The following is a 20,125-nucleotide window of genomic DNA, read 5'->3' as shown; positions in this document are numbered from 1 at the left end:
TGCGCTCGGGTGATTTCAGTCCAGGCCATCTTGATCTCATCAGGTTATCGCAAACCCATGAATCATAACCCGCTGAAATCACTCAACTCATTTTCGGTCAGACACTAAGGCACTGGCGATGGCTGTCCTGGCTTACGCACGCAACATCGACACACTCAGTGCCATGTCCGGTGCCGTGGAGCGGATCGCTGAGAAGCATGTCGGTCTGAATATTCTTCCTCAGCATTATCCTTATGTAGCTGATGCCCTGCTGGGTGCTATCGCTCATGTTCTGGGTGACGCGGCGACGCCGGAAATCATGGATGCGTGGGGAAAAGCTTACTGGTTTCTGGCTGAAATTCTGATCGGACGCGAAGAACAGATTTACGAAGCTCATGCGGCGGCGCCAGGCGGCTGGACCGGATGGCGGTCCTTTAAAGTGCTGAGCCGCAAGGCAGAAAGTGAAACGGTTACTTCCTTCGACCTCGTGCCGGCTGACGGCAGGCCGGTTATGCGTCACGTGCCGGGACAGTATCTGAGTTTTCGTCTGAGCGTGCCTGATCATGGATCGGAGCGCAGGAATTACAGCATCTCTTCGGCGCCCGGTAATGATTTTTATCGGATCAGCGTTCGCCGGATCGATAATGGCGTTGTCTCTCAGTGGCTTCATGACAGCGTATCGACAGGAACAACGCTCGATGTTTCTGCTCCTGCCGGCGATTTCACGTTAGCTGACCCGAAATCGTCAAATATCGTGCTGTTGAGTGCCGGTATCGGCCTGACGCCCTTCATGTCCATGCTAAGTGCGCTGGCTGACGGGCAGAAGTTGCCCCCGATCCGTTATATTCATGGAACCCGGACTGTTCAGACTGAGGCTTTCAATGCCTGCATTCACGATCTTGCATCAAAAAATCTGATCTCTGCTGATCTGTTCTATAGTCGTCAGGCTCCGCCAGCAGGTGATGGCACAAAAAATGTGACCCGGCATGAGGGGCGCATCACACAGGACTGGCTCAGGACGCAGATTGATCCCTCGGCCACTTATTACATTTGTGGTCCTGACGGCTTCATGCGTGATGTTGTCGCAATATTAAAAGAAGCAGGACTTCCGGCATCGCAGATCCGTTACGAATTCTTCGGTGTGGCTGCGGACGAGAAGCTGGTCGGGTGAGCGTAAGACCCCATATTCGTATCCGGCGGATCTATGATCCGCCGATGGCCGATGATGGAGCACGCATTCTTGTTGATCGTCTCTGGCCCCGTGGTATCAGTAAAGAGCGCGCGGATCTCACACTCTGGCTGAAAGCGATTGCTCCATCGGACGAATTGCGGAGATGGTTCGGTCATGACCCCGAACGCTGGACGGAATTTCAGGCCCGATACAGGCTGGAATTGCAAAACAATCCGGAATCTGTTGAAAATCTGAAGTCTTTTGTGAAAAACGGGCCCGTTACGCTTCTGTATGGCGCGCGGGACACTGAGCATAACGAAGCTGTCGTTCTATGTAATTTTCTTCAGGGTGGCCTGCAAAAAGAATAATACCAGAGAGTCTGGCCTTTGACCGGTGTGGGGCTGGCAGGACTCTGCCCAGGGACCCGGCAAAAGCTCTGTTGTCATTAAGTGCTGGCTCCTTCACAGGGCTTTGCCCTGGAACCCACCAAAGGTCACAGACCTTTGGAAACCATTTTATTATCAACAGATCGGGGTGCAGGGGCCTGCGGTCCCTGCCGGGTCCGGGCAGAGCCCGGGTTGCTCCAGACCACAGATTAATCTTCATAACCTCACGGGCGTATCGTTGGTCCGCCGGATATAATCTATGCTTCAAACCATGAAGTCTGAGTGGCAGGAGTCATGCCAGGACTCTGTCCGTGATGCCCGGCAGAGGTCACAGACCTTTTGAAACAGCCTCTCAGATCCCTTCACCCCGATCTGTTGATAAGCAAGCCAGTTTCCAGAAAGCTCTGTTTTCATCAGGTGCTGGCACCTTCTCAGGGCTTTGCCCTGAAACTCACCAAAGGTCACAGGCCTTTGGAAACCATTTTATTAACAGATCGGGGTGAAGGGGTCCGCGACCTCTTCCGGGTGCGGGCAGAGCCCGGCTTTTTGCCAATCCTTTGAAAAATCAATGACCAGGACTTAACGTAAACAAAGCCTTTGACGAGGTAGACTTCACTAATTAATGACAACGGAGCTAAATTTTTTGATATCGGTCCGGTATCTTCTATACTTTGTAAGCTCACATCGTAATACATTATCTTAATTTCGTAGCAATTCTTTGTGTTTTCTCTTTCGGGTGACCGTTCTGAGTCCGGCTTCACTGGTGTTCCGCTCATGAACTGCCCTACAAAGAGTGGAATAAAAGTTCTGTCTCGGTTCATCCTGGAGGATTTATGCGCGTCCCTCATGTCCTTACTCTTGCCGCTCTGGCTTTGCTGGCTGGTCTGCCGGCAACGGCCCGGGCGGCGACATCTGAGTCCGCTGATGTTCCGGATTATCTGTCTGAGGTGCATGGCGCGAAGGCGATTGACTGGGTCACTGCGCAGAACAGGAAGACCTTTGAGGCACTTCAGTCCGATCCCCGTTATGCCGGTTTTTACGCCGACGCGCTTGCTGTCGGACAAAGCCATGACCGACTTGCGAAACCGCGCTTCCTGGGAAATCAAATCTGGAATTTCTGGCAGGATGAGCATCATCCACGAGGCATCTGGCGACAGACGACACTTGCTTCCTATCGTCAGGAACTGACCGGATGGGTGACAAAGCTGGACATCGACGCTCTTGCGAAACAGGAGCATGAAAACTGGGTTTTTCAGGGTGTGAACTGCCTGGAGCCCAGGGAGCGGTTTTGTCTGGTGAGTCTGTCCGCCGGTGGCGAGGACGCGGATACGCTACGGGAATATGACACACATGCGGGACTTTTCGTTCTGAACGGTTTTGTCCTGCCGCGCTCAAAGCAGTCCGTGGCGTGGGTTGACCGGGATACGCTGCTTGCGGCCCGTGACTGGGATGGCACGGGAGCAACGCTCACGGCATCGGGCTATCCGTTTGTTATCCGGCGCGTTGTTCGCGGACAGCCACTTGATCAGGCGGTTGAAATCGCGCGTGGCGAGAAAAGCGACGTTTCTGTCGAACCGCTCATGCTGACGGACGGAGACGGAAATCATCTCCTGCTCATTCATCGGGCGCCGACGTTCTTTACAAGCTATTTTGCCATTGTTGATGGTATGGACAATGCCTTTCATGGGAGTGGCGCTGGCCATCTTCACTGGCTTACGCTGCCTGAGCACATTGAGATGGAGGGCATGCTGCATGGCAGGCTGATTTTGTCTCTCAACGAGTCCTGGACACCTGCCGGATCGCAGATGGTCCCCTCCGGCAGTCTTGTTTCGGTTGATCCCGCGGCACCTGACCGGAGTGTGGAAGTGCTTTATACACCAGGGAAAACTGAGGCGCTTGATGAAGTCTCGGTGACGAAAAATACCGTTGTTGTCACATATTTTGATAATGTTCGCGGACGGGCCATGGTGCTTCGGGCACCGGCCGTTCCGGGCGGAACATGGTCCCGCGTTGTTCTGCCGCTGCCTGATATGTCGACAGTTCATATTGCTAATGCGGACCTGAACACGGATGCCGCTTTTCTGACTGTTGAGGGGTATATTGATCCGCCTCAGTTATGGCTTATCGGCGCCAGCCCGGCCGGTGCGGAGAAAATTCGCCAGATGCCGGCGCAGTTTGATGCCAGTGCGCTGACGGTGGAACAACTTTGGGCGACCTCGTCCGACGGCACGCGAATTCCGTATTTTCTGGTGCGTCCGAAAGGCATGATCGCAGATGGAGCTCACCCGACCCTGCTGACCGCCTATGGTGGTTTTCAGGCGTCCTACACACCGGCCTATACGCCTGAAACTGGCCGTCTGTGGCTGAAGCAGGGGGGGCTGTATGCGGTCGCGAATATTCGTGGGGGTGGTGAATTTGGTCCTGCCTGGCATGAGGCTGGCCGGAAAACACACCGGCAGCGGATTTACGATGACTTTGCGGCTGTGGGACGTGATCTTGTATCACGCAGGATCACATCCGTCCCGCATCTGGGCATCAGGGGGCGTTCGAATGGAGGCCTGCTTATGGGCGTTGAGCTGACTGAACATCCCGATTTGTGGAATGCGGTCGTCATTGGTGTCCCGCTACTGGACATGCTGCATTACGAGACGATGGCGGCCGGAGCCTCGTGGGCGGATGAATACGGGTCTGTGAGCAATCCTCCCGAGCGCCGGTTTCTGGAATCGACTTCGCCTCTTCAGCATCTGAAGGCCGGCGTGCATTACCCGACGCCTTTTATCTTCACATCCACGACAGACGATCGTGTTGGTCCTGTTCATGCCAGGCGGTTCGCGGCCCGGCTGGAGGAAATCGGCTCTCCGTTTTATTACTATGAAGACATGGAAGGTGGACATTCCGGGACGGTCAATGCCCCGGAAGTGGCTCATGAAAGGGCTCTGGAGGCGGTTTATCTGTCACGCCGGCTTGGCTCTTCCGGACTGGCTGACAGTAAACCTTAATACCAGAAGGTCTGACCTGTGACCTGTGTGAGGTTGATGGGCGTGAGGCTTGCAGGGCGGCTCTGCCCTGGAACCCGCGAAGGGCTCTGTTAGCGGTACGTGTGATCTGTGATTTTTCAACGCGTTAGCAAAAGACCGGGCTCTGCCCGAACCCGGAAGGAGTCGCAGACCCCTTCACCCCGATCTGTTGATCAACAAACCGGTTTCCAAAGGTCTGTGACCTTTGGTGGGTTCCAGGGCAAAGCCCTGGGAAGGAGCCAGTACTTAACGACAACAGAGCTTTTTTATGATCAGCAATCCGGGGTGCAGGGGCCTGCGGTTCCGGGCGGTGCCCGGACGTTCCACGCCATGCAGCATCCGCCTGGCTCGGCACTGGTCTTCGCGGGAGGGGGCTTGCCATTCGGGCAGGCTTGCCACATGTCCTGTCTCTATACAGGACCGCCTGTGTCCTCTTTTATGTCTGGCGTCCGGTCATCTCTGCAGGGCCGATGCTTTATACGGAGTCTGGCCATGTTCATCGAGACTGAAGGCACACCGAACCCGAATACGCTGAAATTCCTTCCCGGACGGGACGTTACCGGCGACGCCGGCACTGTTGATTTCATTGATGCGGATGCGGTGTCCGGCCGGTCGAGCCTTGCGGAGACTCTGTTTGAGCTTCCCGGCGTCTCGCGGGTGTTCATGGGATCGGATTTTGTTTCCGTGACGAAGACGGATGAAGAGGACTGGGCGGAACTGAAACCTCTGATCCTCTCGGCTCTGGTGGACCACTTTGTGTCCGGACGCCCGGCGGTCGAGGCGAATGCTGCGGTGATCGAAGATCCGGTGATGCCGGGTGATGAAGAGATCGTTCAGCAGATCAAGGAGCTTCTGGAGACACGAGTGCGTCCGGCGGTTGCCAGCGATGGCGGTGACATTGTGTTCCGTGGATATCGGGATGGCATCGTGCGGCTGAGCATGCAGGGCGCGTGTTCGGGCTGTCCGTCTTCCGGTGCGACACTGAAGCATGGTGTTGAGAATATGCTGCGGCATTATGTGCCTGAGATCGTGTCTGTTGAGCAGGTGATGAGCTGAGGCTTCCGGCGAACAGATCGGAGTGTGCAGGGGTGTGTGATCCCTGCCCGAGCTGGTCCTGGCTCTGAAAGGGCTCTGGAAAGCCTGTCCGTGCGGGGCTATGCACGACGCAGAACCAGGACGGGGTGAAGTCGATGCAGGTGGATGAGAGCGCGCTTGATTGTCTGTTTCGTGAAGCACGGACACCGTCGCGCTGGACGGAAGAGCCTGTTACGGATGACACTCTTCGCGCACTTTATGATCTGGTGAAAACGGGGCCGACCTCAGGCAATTGCTGCCCGGCCCGCTTTGTCTTTCTGACAACGCAGGACGCGAAAGAGCGACTGCGGCCGGCATTGTCTGCTGGTAATACTGAAAAAGCGATGATGGCGCCGGTCGTGGTGATCGTGGCCAGTGATCCGCTGTTTTTTGATTATTTTTCCCGGCTGAACCCTGAACCGGATCTGCGATCCTGGTTTGCCTCCGATGTCGGCCTCTCGGAGGAAACGGCATTTCGGAACGGCACGTTGCAGGGTGGGTATCTGATTCTTGCCGCCCGGGCTCTGGGGCTGGATGCGCTGCCGATGTCGGGCTTTGATGGCGCGGTTGTGGAAGACATTTTTCTGGCCGGCGACGGCTGGCGGGCAAATTTCCTCATCTGTCTGGGGCATGGCGAGCATGATGGGACGCCGCGTGCCGCGCGACTGCCCTTTGATGAAGCCTGCCGGCTGCTTTGAACGGGAACGCTGCGTTGTCCGGGGAGCCTGTTCCTGAGCGGATCATCGTGCTTGATGCCTCACCTGCCGGAGAGAGTGTCGGGGCACGCGTTGCCGCGCTTCAGGGGAATGATCTTGCGCTTCTGGCTTCGGCGCGGCAACCGGGGCATGAGGGCATTGGCGCGCTGCCGGTCATGCTGGAGACCTGTCTGAACGAAGCAGGGTGGGACGCACCAGACCTGATTGTGGTGGTGATCGGGCCGGGATCGTTTACCGGATTGCGCACGACATGCGCTCTGGGAGCCGGGCTGGCATTCGGCGCGGGGTGTCCGGTTGTGGGGGTCACGCGTGGGGAAGCTCTGGCGCCATTCCTGGACCAGCTTGTGGCGACCACGGGGCTGGAGGGCTGGCTTTGCATCTACGGTGCCCGGCGGGGACGATGGTTTGTGGAAGTGGCGGCGGCTGGCGCTGATGTACCAGGAGATATCTTTGCTGTTCAGAGCGGCGTCTGGCAGCCTGGTCCGGGGATCCGGGTGCTTGCCGGTGATGCGGCTGCCGAAGCGGCTGATGTCTTCGGGGACGAGCGATGTCGTGTTTCTCCGGTCTGCGAGGCTGATTTTAAGTCGATCGCTCTGGCGGGGCTGAGACGGCTCAGGGGTGATATGCCGCCACGCTCCCCGTTGCCGCTCTATGTGGATCCGCCGGAAGCGAAGTTGCCGCGTTCCGGTCTGAGAGCAACACCGCAGTGACGGTAACCTCCCTGGATATTGTAGAAGCGGGGGCTGGGTTTTGCGATGTTTTTGCCGCTATTCACGCTGAAAGTTTCGAGGAAAATGAAAGATGGTCGTCTTCGGCGTTTCAGTCGTTCTTTGAAACGCCGAAGACGTTTGCGCTGATTGCTTTAATGGAAGGCGAGCCGGTCGGGTTCATCCTGGCACGGCTTATTGCTGATGAAGCGGAAATTCTGACGCTTGCCGTGCGCGGAACAGGCCGGCGCCGGGGGGTCGCCAGCACGCTTGTGCGGACCCTGCAGGATCACCTGAAAGATATCAATATTATCCGGCTTTTTCTGGAAGTTTCGATACTGAATGGTCCTGCAAAGGCGCTTTACCGGGCTGCAGGTTTTGAAAAAGCCGGGCGCAGGCGGCGCTATTATGCGGATGGGTCCGATGCGGACGTTATGGTGTGGGAGAACTGAGGGCAGCCTGTCGGGACAGAGCCCCGGGACATCTTTTTCCGCCGGGTGTCAGCCTCAACGCTGGCTGGCCTTACTCCTGCTTCTCTGGCGGCGCTGAGCCTGCGCTGACGGGCTGCTCAGTTTTGCTCGCGACCCGGATATCCTGTTCACGGATGAGCCAGTAGACGACGCCGAGTGCCAGAACTGCGGCTGAAAAAGCGAACATCTCGGCCGGGACAACCTCATGCAAATCCAGAATAATAAATTTTCTCGAAACAGCCAGAAGAGCAATCAGCACAATCGTCCTTACGCGAACGACATCCTTACTATGTGACAGGCTGATCCGAAGGGAGCTTTTGAACTCCAGCGCGATGATAACGGTAAAGATATTTCCGAAGACTTCCTGAAACGTCTGCGCTTTGGAGGGATCGATCTGCGCCGACCAGACAAGATCCCAGACTTCTCTGGTCAGGCTCCATGTTGCAATGGCGGTGATGACCATAATCAGCATGGTCAGAACCAGCATCACCAGCAGTTCGAAACCTTCGTACAGGTTCATCTCGAAGAAAATTTTCCTGAGACGACTGGCTTCGCGCGTGAAAGGGTCTCCTGAGTCAGGACTTTCGTCTTGGTGTGTCACAATTTAGCCTTCACTGATCTTAAGAGACTATTTCATAACTTTATCTGTCGGGCGAGAGAGAACAGCAGAATACGCTGCGTGATGTGTGTTTTGAGCGTCTGAGAGGCTGTTTCAAAAGCCACGCTGCCGACTGAGAACGCCCCTGATGGGCGTGAACGGCGTGTGTTTTGAGCACGGAAGCGGAGCAGCCGGGCGGGTCCTGGGCATCGGAGCGCAGAAAGCGTGCTTCGGATCGGCTGTGGAGGGCTTTTGAAACAGAATTCCATGCCAACTCGCGTTACGTGTTGATCTGTTATTTTTCATAGGGTTAGTGGAGACCGGGCTCTGCCCGAGCCCGGAAGGGGTCGCAGACCCCTTCACCCCGATCTGTTTCATTAAAATGGTTTCCAAAGGTCTGTGATCTTTGGTGGGTTCCAGGGCAAAGCCTTGGGAAGATGCTGGCACTTAACGGCAGCAGAGCCTTTGCCGGGGCCTGGGGCAGAGCCCCGCTCTGGTTCATATCAAAACGGTTTAACGGAGTGCTTATACCAGAGGGGCTGGCCTTTGACCTGTGTGAGACTGGCAGGACTCCGCCCTGGAACCCGGCAAAGGCTCGCCTTTGCAAACCGTTTATGATCAACAGAATGGGGTGCAGGGGCCTGCGGTCCCTGCCGGGTCCGGGCAGAGACCGGAGACTCTCTCAGCCACAGGTCAATCTTCACAACCTATGGTATTATACGTCGCGTTCGGCAACTGTAGTGTCAGACGAACGAAGTGAGGAAACAGCCTTTTCCTCTCCACCTGTCTCAGATGGCAGATCGTCTCCTGTTGCCAGAGCAAGAGCACGTATCACCGATGCTACCGAATTTTCCTTGCAGACATACGACAGTCCTGCGGCTCCGGCTCTTGCCCATAAGGATTTATCATCGTGTAAACGGATGATTTCCCTGGCAAGCCCACGGCTATCCCCTGCAACAAGACCTTCCAGGTCCGGCGGAAAATCCGGCAAACCCTCTGCTGCGACAGGCGTCATGACACAGGGCAGGCCTGCCGCCATGCACTCAAGAACCTTGCCTTTGACCCCGGCACCGAAACGCAACGGCATCAGACCGAGACGAATCCCGGCAAGCAGCCCGGAAAGATCCGGCACATGTCCGCGAACCTGCACACCGTCACGGGCCAGCCCATGCAACGAAGCAGGCATTTCGCTGCCGGCAAGCACGCATACAATATGCGGTGCCTCCTGCCAGACCAGCGGCATAATCTCCTCAACAAGCCAGCGGGCCGCATCGAGATTCGGCGCATGACTGTAGTTGCCGAAAAAAACAAGCCCGGAACGCTCCTCAAAAGCGGTGATCTGTTCAGCAGGTGTTACCGACCATGGCACCAGATAAACCCGCGCTTCAGGAACCGCTTTCTTCAGCAAATCCATTTCAGCCCGCGAGTGCGTCATGACGGCATCCGCTGACCACGCAGCAGTAAACTCTTCCAGCCGGATCCTGCGCGACAACGCCAGAAGCTCCGGACGCTCCTGAACAACCGCCTGTCGTTGCAACCGAAGGTGATGAAGATCCGCGACGGAGTAAAGCAGGCGGGCTGCGGGCTGATACTGACGGGCAAGCCCCATGTAGCGGCACGCGACAGTCTGGCGGTGCAGATAAACAACTTTGAATGTCCCGGCCTGACGCCTCAGAACATCTTCGACCGATGTCTCACAGGGAGCATGATAAACGCAGATGCCCGCCTCCTTCAAAGCGTCCGCATCCGGCCCGGCCCGGCTCATTTCGTCGGACGCCATGAAGCTGACTTCGTAGCCCAGCGCCTGCAGCGCCCGCATATGAGAAATAACGGCGCATGACCCGGCATCTCTGACAGGAACAGGCAGACGGCTATCGATGACCAGCGCCCGCTTTTTCGGAAGCCCCACATCCGCGCTCATCCGCCCGAGACGACGCAGCCTGCTCTCCCTCTCACGCTCAGGCCTGGCTGACAGGGTATCGGCCCGTTTCTGCGCAAGCTGATCGACCCGCGCCAGAAGAAATGACATGGCTCGCTCCTGATCAGCGACATTCCGCAGGGCATCAATCGCCCGGATGATGAGCGCTTCCATTGCAGGATCAAAACTGTCGACATTCTCCAGAACAGCCGGACTTCCGCCCAGCAAAGCTCCGTCAGCCTCCCGCCTCACCTCGATCACATGGCGCGTAAATGGTGAGAGCAGATCAGGCAATATGACATCGAAACCACATCGTTCCGTGCCCTGCATCGATTTCATGACATCCGGACGCTGGCCATTGGCGATAACCCGTGTCAAAAAAATACCATTATCGAAGATCTGAAGCACCGCGGGCTGTACGGACCCATCCCCGTCACGGGCCCAGCCGGCCATTCGCTCATGAGTCACAATATCGAGGTGACCTGACAGCGGTGTCAACGGCACGGCAGCCGGATCGGATTCCAGAACCCACGGGCTGTTCCCGAGAGAACTCCCATCGGAAGCACGACAGACCTCAATAACGTGGCGTTCGGTCGGAGACAGACCCTGTGCCATGTCAAGGCAAAAGCCGAAAACACCTCCCAGATCTTCCCGCAACTGATCCGTCTCAATATCGGCAATCGCAACACCACGATCAAAAACACGGAGATGAACAGACTGATCCGATCCTGCCTCAGCGGCCCACCCCGTAATCCGTTGCGGATCGACTGTATCGATAAAACCGGACAACGGGGCGTCAGTCATGACATGTTCTCACCGGGCCGACCCGGACCACCGGCTCAGGCAACCGAAGAGGCTCTGCTCTCCTTCCCACACATCGGCGGCATCGCTGCCAGCCATTCAGGATAACAGGCCGCAGCCTGAGCGGCGAGAAAGGATGCGGCATCCTCACGCCGTGTGGCGGCAATGGCCGTTGCGACAACAGGGTCCGCGCTATGCGTAACTCCAATGACCACTCCGCTACCATCCAGCAATGCGCCGTCGGCTTCGCGCCGGACATCGATAACGTGACGGGTCAGAGGCGAAAGCATCTCCGGCAGCACGATATCAAAGCCACAGCGACCAGTCCCGTAGCCGGATTTTTCCACATCACCTCTACGGAGAGTCGCGACAATCCGTGCAACAGGTTTGCCATTATCGAAGATTTCCAGCGCTACGGGTTCAGCGTCGGTCTGGCCATCACATGCCCATCCCGCGATCCGCTCACGGGTTACAACGTCAAGATGACCGTTCAGGGGCTCCGGAACCGGAGCGACCTGAGCAGCACAGGCATTTTCCGCAATGTCCATTACCCACGGGCTGCCCGCCAGTTCACTGCCGTCGGAGATACGACGGACTTCTATGACATGGCGTTTAGCCGGTGACAGGCCACCCGCTACCTCGCAGGAAAATCCGACATATCCGCCGGCATCCGGACGAAACTGGTCAGCCAGCACTTCAGCAATCACAATACCACAGTCCAGGATCTCCAGCCGGACAGGCGCGTCAGATGCCGCCACACGCGCCCAACCCTCGATCCGGTTAATGCCGACCACATCAATATAACCGGACAGGCCAGACCCGTCAGACGTTTCAGGTTCGCGCAGATCACGACTCAGACGGCGCCGGATGGTTTCCAGCACCTCGCCTTCCTCAACACGCGGTGCGCAGTAAACCGCAGCAGCCTTTACGGCATCCGGATAAAGGATCGCGTATTCTGCGGCATTGTGAAACATGCCGCGTGAGTCATCATCCACGAATGTCTCGGATGCTGCTCCCTCCGCCAGAATGATATCGTGGCTTTCCAGTTCGATATGGAAATAGGCCACTTCATCAATCTGTTCCGCCTGTACGATGCTCACGCCATTCACCAGCGCGACCGCAGGAACCAGAACCCCGTCAAGATACATCGCGTGCAGTGGCGAAACAGACAGATCACGGCGGGGCAGATCATTCCCCAGTGCGCCGGCCCGGATTACCACGGGCAGTATGTCGGCATTGCCAGCGGCGAACTGGCGGGCATAACGACGTTTACCAATCCAGCGAACGGCCCGGGCCGCTCCGCTCAAAGTCATCACCCGATCCCCGGTCTTCAGATTTTCAACCGCAACATCACCGGAATCCGTCGTGATCAGCGTTCCCCGGCAATAGCATGGCGTCCCTTCAGCTGTGATCAGCGTGCCGCCATTGCCATCACCTGACAGCTCAAAATATTCCCCCGTGTAATCGCCCGCCAAAGTCAGAGTGACCGACACACCTTTTTCCGTGACGGTCACACTGTCATCACCCTGCGAAACACTACCTGACCCGCTTGCGAAACTGAGGCTGGTCAGGTCGACAGAGCCGCCGGCCGCAATATCGGCATCCGCGATGGTTCCACCCTTCTCAATGGCAATGGTCCCGCCGGAAGCGATACTCATGCCACTCGCCACACCGTAGATCCGCCCCGAACCGCCGCTGAGCACCGTCGTCGAAACAGCTTCGGCTCCTGACAGAATATCGAAATGCGCATCGCCACCCGCGACGGTCATGTCGTTTACGACGCCACCGGCTGACACAAAGATATGGCCGCCCTGATTGACAGTGCCATTGCTGGCGACACCGCCTGACAGGAGCGTCAGCACGCCGTCCTTATTGATCGTCGTATTACTGGCAAGCGCACCCGAACTGACATACTCGAAGGATCGGTTACCGGAGACAACAGTCTCGTCACTCACGCCCCCTCCGGAAAGCGTCAGATTTCCGCCCGGATTAACCGTCGTGTTGCTTATTGTGCCAACGACACCAGCGGAACCACCTGAATTGATCACCGTGTCAAAGGCAGACGCGCCGGCAAGAATGGAGAAATGCGAGTCCCCGCTGTTCACGATGGATCCGTTTACGACGCCACCGCTGCTGACAAAAATATGCCCTGCAGTGTTCACCACGGTGTCACTGGCCACTCCTCCGGCAGACACGGAAAAAGCGCCATCCCGGTTCACCGTGGTATCATTCGCCGTCCCGCCGGAATAAACATTTTCGAAGGCGTGATAGCCCCCGAGAGTCACGTTTTCAGAAAAGCCGCCGGACGTGACATTCAGCGTGCCTGAACCTGCGGTGCTGCCGGTGATTGTCACAGCGCTGGCCAGACCGGACACGGTCACGGTTCCACCCGGGCTGATGGAAAGATCCAGTGTTTCGCCACCACTATCGACAGTCTGGCTGGCCTGAGTTCCACTGACGAACGTGTTGATGGCTTCACCGCCTGATGAAACAAAAGAGCTTCCCCAGGCATTGATGACCGTGCCTTCCGCGGTACCCATAACAATCTGGGAACCGCCGTCAAAGAACGTTGTCGCTGAATCCACACCGCTGGACAGGATGAGTTCCTCACCCCCTCCTTCGATCAGCAGACCAGACACCAGAGTATTTGCAGGAATGATGAAGGTCTCGTCGTTGCCGACCTGGTTCCCTGTGGACAAACCGTCAGCGTCGGACATCACAAGTGTCCCGCCAGCACCATCATCTGACAGTGTAAAGACGTCTGAACTGTAGTCACCCGTCAGTGTAAAGCCAGCGGATTGTCCACCCGCGCTAACGTTCACGGACGAACCGTTTACAACCTGAACGGAGGCGCCGGAAACATAGGAGAGACCTGTCAGATCAACAGCGCCGCCTGAACACAGGATAGCGCCGCTCACAACGCCACCACTCCCGACAATGACCGTTCCGCCGGAACTGATCACGGCCTGATTGACAACCGCTCCGGAGAAGAGAGTGACATCACCATTGATAATACCATTAAACGTGTTGCCGCTACTCAGGACATAAGCGACACCACCAGCGCTGACCGTCGTGGTGCCAGCTGTCCCGGCCACATCCAGTTCGCCGCCGGAAAGAACAGTCGTATCCCTGTCCCCTCCTGACACAAGCAGCAGACTCCCGGACATCACCGTCGCTCCGCTTTCAGTAGCGCCCGTCTCGACGTTCTCCTGACCATTGCTGATGACCGTGCCTTCAGCAATGCTGCCACTTCTGAGATCCATCGTCCCGCCGGAGACAAGAATGGTGCCGCTGGCAACACCGCTGCCCTGCACTGTCATATACCCTGTGACCGTCGCATCGTCGGCCGTACCGCCAGAGAGCACGACAATGCTTTCATCGCTGTCATTACCCGGTGCGAGACCGGAGGCGACACCTTCCTGCGCCAGAATGACATCACCTGACGACATGACGAGCACACCGGCGGAGACGACCTGTCCACCCGAAAGAATGGTGCCCGAGGCGGTCCCGCCCGAAAGAACGATCAGCGTGCCTCCGGACTGAACTGTTTCACCGGAAACAACTGCGCCGGAAGAGACAATTTCAAATCCGCCTGCTTCGATCAGTCCACCGCTTCCCGTCGCACCGGAAGTCAGAACAGTCTGGCCACCACTGGCTGTCTCCGTTCCTGAAACCGTCCCCGAAATATTCTGGAGGCCACCGGACTGAACGATCGTCCCGACTGTATGGCCCCCGGCCTCAACAATCTGAACACCGCCTTCATCGACCAGTACGCTACTGGCCACGCCGCCGGACAACACATCCTGCTCGCCGCCGGCCTGGATTTCCGTTCCCTCAGCCAGAGCCGAGGCCTCAATAATTTCGAACCCGTCCAGCCCGACGATCGTGCCGAGTGCCTTTCCGCCTCCCAGCACATCTTCCTCGCCACCCTCCAGCATGTCGGACCCGCTCGTTATCCCGCCGGATTCGACGGTGACGACACCGGAAGCAGAAAGGTTCTGTGTTGCGCCACCGGCTTCCACCACAACCTGTGCATCATAAGAAACGCTGGCATTCTCCAGCACGCCACCCGAAAGCACCGAAGCAGAGACAGTATCGAGACTCAGCCCGGATGCGACCCCGGCGACAGCGGAAACCACGGCGCCCGACGACACGACGACGACACCGGCGGAGACCACAAGACCACCGGAGAGAACTGTCCCGGCGACGCTGGCGCCGGACAGGACGACAAGCGTGCCGCCAGCGAGAACCGTTTCTCCGGAAACGGAAGCACCGGAGGAGACCACCTCGAATCCACCTGAACCGATGGTGTCTCCTGAACCGGTCCCGCCTGACAGCAGGTTCATATCCCCACCGGCTTCAATCATCGTGCCCTGTGCCACGCCTGAGACATTCTGGGCACCACCGGACCAGACTGTTGTCCCGCTGGCGACAGCACCGGACGAGACGGTCTCGGTCCCACCGGCAGCAATGTTCGTCCCGCTCGTGGCGGCCCCTGCCTGGATCTCCACTGTCCCTTCGTCATCCGTTCCCCCGGCAAGACCTCCGGACAATACGGTAAGATCCATGTCCTGCGTGACCTGAAGGCCCGATGCGATGCCTGGCTGTGCGGACACAATGACGCCCGAGGACCGGATCAGGACCCCGGCGGAAACCACCATGCCACCGGACTGAACCGTGTCCGTTGCCGATCCGCCAGAAAGGACGACCAGTATTCCACCGGACTGAAGCGTTTCTTGCGTGACAGATGCTCCGGAGGACACCACCTCAATTCCGCCGGAAGCAATGACATCTCCGTTTCCGGTTGCACCGGTTTCAAGGACCGTCATCCCCCCGGCCGATGTCTGCCCGCCGTTGAGTGCGCCAGAGACATCTTCAACGCCACCGGAAAAAACGAGCCCCGAACTGGCGGCAGCACCAGCCGAGATGATTTCCCTGCCACCAGCGTCAACGACTGTTGCAACAACGGTTGCTCCGGACAGAACAGTCTGAACAGCACCGGAACTGATCTCCGTGGCGCTGGCAGCACCACCCGCCGAAACCACGACATTCCCGTCATCAACAGCAGAAATTGTAATAGCGTCGGATGACACAGTGATGGTGACATCCTGACCGATGGTCGTGTTTTCAACCTGTCCGGCTGACAATACCGTAATATTTTCACCATAATCGTCAAAAGACTGCCCGGATACAACGCCAGCCTGCCACCCCACCACAACCCCGGCGGAAAAGATCAGAACACCACCGGAAAGAGCAGCACCACTCTGAGCAATGCTCCCAGTCGCACTTCCTCCTGGCAGCACCGCAAGCATTCCACCTGCCTCGACCGTCACGCCCGACACAGCAGCCCCCGAGGAGACCAGTTCCAGCCCGCCTGAGGAGATTATACCACCAGAAGCGCTGGCGCCTGAGGTCAGAACTTCGACGCCCCCGGAATCCACAATGTCGTCAGTAACACACGCTCCGGCATAAACACTTGTGACGGCACCATTCCCGGTGAGGGCCTCCGAAGCGGAGCCATAGACATTAAGAATTGCACCGGAACTGACTATGGTGTCGGTGGCCTCACCATAGATCCGCGCGGACCCTCCCGGCAGTATTGTCGTGGAAATCGCGGAGGCGCCTGCGGAAATATCGAAATGACTATCACCGCTGGCAACAGTCATGTTTTCAACAAGACCACCCTGCGACACAAAAATATGGCCGCCCTGTTCGACAATGCCCCCATCAGCCACACCGCCTGAACTGACTGCGAGCACCCCGTCCGGGTTGATTGTGGTGTTGCTGAGAGTTCCTCCGGCATAAACGTTTTCAAACGAAGCATATCCGCCAACGGAAAAGCCGCTGGCTACGCCGCCACTGGATACAAAAAGATGACCGCCGGCCGTAATGATCCCATCGTCAGCTACGCCGCCGGAGCTGACTGCCACTACTCCATCGGTGTTGACTGTAGCGTTACTGGCTACGCCCCCCGCATAGATATTTTCAAACGAGGCATAACCCTGAACAACAGTATCCGTGCTTTCTCCACCAGAAGAAATCGCAAGAGTTCCGTAACTTTCAACCGTAGCTCCGGAATCGACACCTCCGGCTGATACGCTCTCAACGCCGCCCGACCCGATCATGGTATCGAGAGCATCACCTCCACTTGTCACAACGAAGGTATCTCCCACGTTGATCTGAAGACCGGAGATGGTGGCATTTGAACCGACATCATAGTTCGTCATCGACAGTATTCCTTTTGCCGGCAACTCTCGTTGCAGCCTCGCAGCTTCCGGACAAATTCAAGAAAAATGAGAAGAATAAAAAAATCTTTCGACGATCAAAAATACCTGCGGATCAGAAAGCGACTTTGCCAATCGCGGGATCTGTGGTGCTATCCTCGCCTGTCTCGACATGCCCTGCTATCCGCAGTTCAAAACCGGCGTCTTCGGCAACATTGATAAGAATATCGTACCAACCCGAGGTAGCAGATGCCGCGACCGTGAAAGTGTGTGTTTTTCCTGCGGCCAGAGAATTACTAATCTGCTGACCGGAATAAACATCTTCGACCTGAATGGTCACAGGCTTTCCGGTCTTATTTATCAGTGTAATGGAAATAGTGCAGTTTTCAGCACTGGATGAGGTTGAAAGAGCAATATCTGTACCTGTGGCGACATTCCGGCAGAAGGAACGATAGAACCCGTTGGGCCCGTACACCGCCAGATTAAAAAGACCGGCTGTTGTCGCGGGCCATTGTCCCGCAAGGGTTTTTCCCTGCTCAACCGTATAGGATCGGGGAACTGTGTTCCCTGCATAATCCCGGGCATGGAAGACCGCGCCGGCAGATCCCTGATTGATAAATTCAAGATTCAGAGAGCCGGTATTCTGATCCGTCATGCTCTGAACATGCAGATTGTAAGGCATCGCACGGGCTGGCCGCACACCGCTTTCCTGAGTCGGCAGCACCTGACTGGCCGGCACGATGAGAGGCATGCTTGGGTGGCTGTTTGTATCTGGCGGAATGTAGGAAACTGTTGATGGTAATGATACTTTTTCACTATTCGGATTTTTGAAATCAAATGCGGATGTGAGATCGCCGACCACAGCCCTGCGCCACGGAGTAATCTGGGTTTCAATCAGATCCGGATATTCATCGCCAAAGCGTTCTTCGATAAAACGAATCAGCGACGCATGGCAGAATACTTCCGAGTTGACCCAACCGCCTTTGCTCCATGGCGAGATGACAAGCATTGGCACTCTGGGTCCAAGACCAAATGGCCCGGCAACATAACCGGAGTTGCCTTCAAAAATTTCGTTTTCTATCGAAACTGTCGAAGCCCCCTCATCCGAACTCTGCGGCGGTGTCGGGGAGACAACATGATCGAAAAGACCATCGTTTTCATCGTAAGTTATGAAAAATGCCGTCTTGCTCCACACATCCGGATTAGAGGTCAGAATGTCCATGATTTTTGAAATAAACCATGCACCATAATTTGACGGCCAGTTTGGATGCTCGTCATAGGCATTGGGGCACATAAGCCATGACACCTGCGGCAGCGTACCGTTTGCCACGTCACGACGAAAGTTATCGAATAATGTTCCTGATACTGAAATATTTGTTCCGGTACGGGCCTTGACCGCCAACGGGCTGCGGTCAGGCGCCGTCTGATAATTCTGAAAGCGCAGAAGTGTATTGTTGGCGGAATTTCCTATGTAGGGATGCCCGTCTCCCCAGCTTTGCGCAGCCGTCAGACCGGCCCCCACATCCTGATAAATTTTCCAGGAAACACCAGCAGCTTCCAGCCGCTCCGGATAGGTTGGCCAGTCGCAAACCATACTGTTGGTATCAAGCTGAGGACCATATCCCTGACCGTCATTTCCGGTCCATCCGGTGAACATATAATTTCGGTTTGGATAGGTCGGCCCCAGAACCGAGCAGTGATAAGCATCGCAGACAGTAAAAGCGTCAGCGAGAGCATAATGAAATGGAATATCTTCACGCGCGAAATGCACCATGGTGACTGCCGACTTCGCTGCAACCCAGCTGTCCCAGTAACCCCGATTCCACGCATGGTGTGTACTGTTCCAGTCATGGGCAAGATCTTGCAGAAACTGCAATCCCAGTCTGGGCGCTGACGGCCTGAATGGCAGCACGTAATCTGAGCCATGAGGCTGGTGCCAGACAGACTGACCGCCAGGCAACATTACCGCGCGGGGATCACCAAAGCCACGAACTCCTGACAAACCTCCGAAGTAATGATCGAATGACCGGTTTTCCTGCATGAATATAACGATATTCTGAACATCTTTAATAGATTCTGTTGTATTATTGGCTGGCAAGGCCAGTGCTTTACTGATGCTTTCCTGTAATGTTGTCGCCGCTGCTGCTGCACCCAGAAGCTTAAGAAAGGAACGCCTATCCGGTCCTGACATCAAATCCATCCTTTATAGCCACTGTGAAAATTGCTTTTTTTCTGAGACGTTTTTTACAGATTATACAAAACTCAGGAGCAATCGTTTGTAGCGATCCTGAAGTAACCGAGAGATGGTTCGTTGTGCGTGACATACATATGAATAATTTATGAACGACTTAGGCGGTCGATTTCAGATTTTAACTTAGGCTCAGGACTCATTTTTTGAGGCAGAAGATGAATATTGCGGCGATGAATGTGTGAGCGCAGCCATCATATCCGGGTGTCACCCGTCGCCAGTCTTTCAGCTTTGCAAACATGTTTTCAATAAGGTGGCACTTTTATGCAGATGCCAGTCGTAAGACGGCTTTGATTTCCGGTTCTTCTTCGGCGGAATACAGGCGGTGATATGTCGCTCTGAAAGAGACTGTCTGATTTTATTACTGCCGTATCCCCGGTCCCCGATGACTTCCTCTGTCTCATCGGGAAGGTCAGCCAGCAGAGTATCGTCTCCTTTGAAGTCGCTGACCTGTCCGGCGGTGAGATGGAGACGGATAGGGGCGTCCCTGGCCATCACAAACAGCATGCAGCTTTGAGTTCAGAATGTCTTTTGTGCGTCCGGTATGGCTGGGAAAAGCCCTTTTTGAAGCAGCGAGGCTGCTGTCCGGTGTGCTCCCATGTGTGTTGCATCGAATTAACAGGGCCTGAACGAAATCGGCAGCCCGGCATCGCGCGATCAGCCTGTCCCGAGGCTCGCCTGCTATTTCCCGAGCCGATGGCCTAACAGCCTGTCGGGTTGGGGTACCCTGTGAAGGGGTAAGGTTGTAAGGTGGTGAGATGAGCAGCTTCATCCCGTCTGACCGGTCTCAGCCGTATCTTCTGCCGCCTGATCTGA

The 20,125-nt window shown here is 56.3% G+C and carries 11 protein-coding genes and 1 pseudogene; 7 read left to right on the top strand and 5 right to left on the bottom strand.

Annotated elements, in window-relative coordinates; all coding sequences use genetic code 11:
* Nucleotides 1-106: 106 nt before the first annotated feature.
* The 7 genes and pseudogenes from GOB85_RS16360 to rimI all read left to right on the top strand — a co-directional run.
* Nucleotides 107-1,150, top strand: a pseudogene (locus tag GOB85_RS16360) (FAD-binding oxidoreductase); the annotation flags it as partial.
* Nucleotides 1,147-1,518, top strand: coding sequence for a DUF488 domain-containing protein (locus GOB85_RS16355; protein WP_338421782.1), 372 nt, complete (start codon nt 1,147-1,149; stop codon nt 1,516-1,518). The pseudogene GOB85_RS16360 and the gene GOB85_RS16355, both read left to right, overlap by 4 nt.
* A gap of 851 nt (nt 1,519-2,369) precedes the next feature.
* Nucleotides 2,370-4,535: a prolyl oligopeptidase family serine peptidase gene (locus GOB85_RS16350; protein WP_173578557.1), complete on the top strand. Its 2,166-nt coding sequence runs from the start codon at nt 2,370-2,372 to the stop codon at nt 4,533-4,535.
* Nucleotides 4,536-5,045: 510 nt separating this feature from the next.
* Nucleotides 5,046-5,609 (top strand): NifU family protein, encoded by a 564-nt coding sequence (locus tag GOB85_RS16345; RefSeq protein WP_173578558.1) that lies wholly within the window; start codon nt 5,046-5,048, stop codon nt 5,607-5,609.
* Between the two features lie 134 nt (nt 5,610-5,743).
* Nucleotides 5,744-6,325, top strand: coding sequence for a malonic semialdehyde reductase (locus tag GOB85_RS16340; protein ID WP_173578566.1), 582 nt, complete (start codon nt 5,744-5,746; stop codon nt 6,323-6,325).
* A 14-nt stretch (nt 6,326-6,339) separates the two neighbouring features.
* Nucleotides 6,340-7,053, top strand: a complete 714-nt coding sequence (locus GOB85_RS16335) for a tRNA threonylcarbamoyladenosine biosynthesis protein TsaB (protein ID WP_173578559.1) — start codon at nt 6,340-6,342, stop codon at nt 7,051-7,053.
* A complete protein-coding gene (rimI, locus tag GOB85_RS16330) occupies nt 7,050-7,502 on the top strand; it encodes a ribosomal protein S18-alanine N-acetyltransferase (RefSeq protein ID WP_173578560.1) in 453 nt (150 codons plus the stop codon). Before GOB85_RS16335 ends, rimI begins: the two co-directional genes overlap by 4 nt.
* A 70-nt stretch (nt 7,503-7,572) precedes the next feature.
* On the opposite strand, the gene GOB85_RS16325 is transcribed toward rimI, so the two are convergent.
* From GOB85_RS16325 to GOB85_RS19820, 5 genes are all read right to left on the bottom strand, one after another.
* Complete coding sequence (locus tag GOB85_RS16325) at nt 7,573-8,121, bottom strand: phosphate-starvation-inducible PsiE family protein (protein ID WP_408737082.1); 549 nt, start codon at nt 8,119-8,121, stop codon at nt 7,573-7,575.
* Between the two features lie 712 nt (nt 8,122-8,833).
* On the bottom strand, nt 8,834-10,840 hold the full coding sequence (locus GOB85_RS16320) for a glycosyltransferase (RefSeq protein WP_173578562.1): 2,007 nt from the start codon (nt 10,838-10,840) through the stop codon (nt 8,834-8,836).
* A gap of 35 nt (nt 10,841-10,875) precedes the next feature.
* On the bottom strand, nt 10,876-17,064 hold the full coding sequence (locus GOB85_RS16315) for a Hint domain-containing protein (RefSeq protein WP_173578563.1): 6,189 nt from the start codon (nt 17,062-17,064) through the stop codon (nt 10,876-10,878).
* A gap of 112 nt (nt 17,065-17,176) precedes the next feature.
* A complete protein-coding gene (locus GOB85_RS16310; protein ID WP_173578564.1) occupies nt 17,177-19,252 on the bottom strand; it encodes a phosphocholine-specific phospholipase C in 2,076 nt (691 codons plus the stop codon).
* A gap of 282 nt (nt 19,253-19,534) precedes the next feature.
* Nucleotides 19,535-19,804: a transposase gene (locus tag GOB85_RS19820; protein ID WP_198912229.1), complete on the bottom strand. Its 270-nt coding sequence runs from the start codon at nt 19,802-19,804 to the stop codon at nt 19,535-19,537.
* Between the last annotated feature and the right edge of the window lie 321 nt (nt 19,805-20,125).

The sequence above is a fragment of the Acetobacter fallax genome, from assembly GCF_011516735.1.
GTDB lineage: Bacteria > Pseudomonadota > Alphaproteobacteria > Acetobacterales > Acetobacteraceae > Acetobacter > Acetobacter fallax.
Note: the sequence above shows the minus strand (reverse complement) of the source record. Positions and strands in the feature narration are given on the sequence as shown.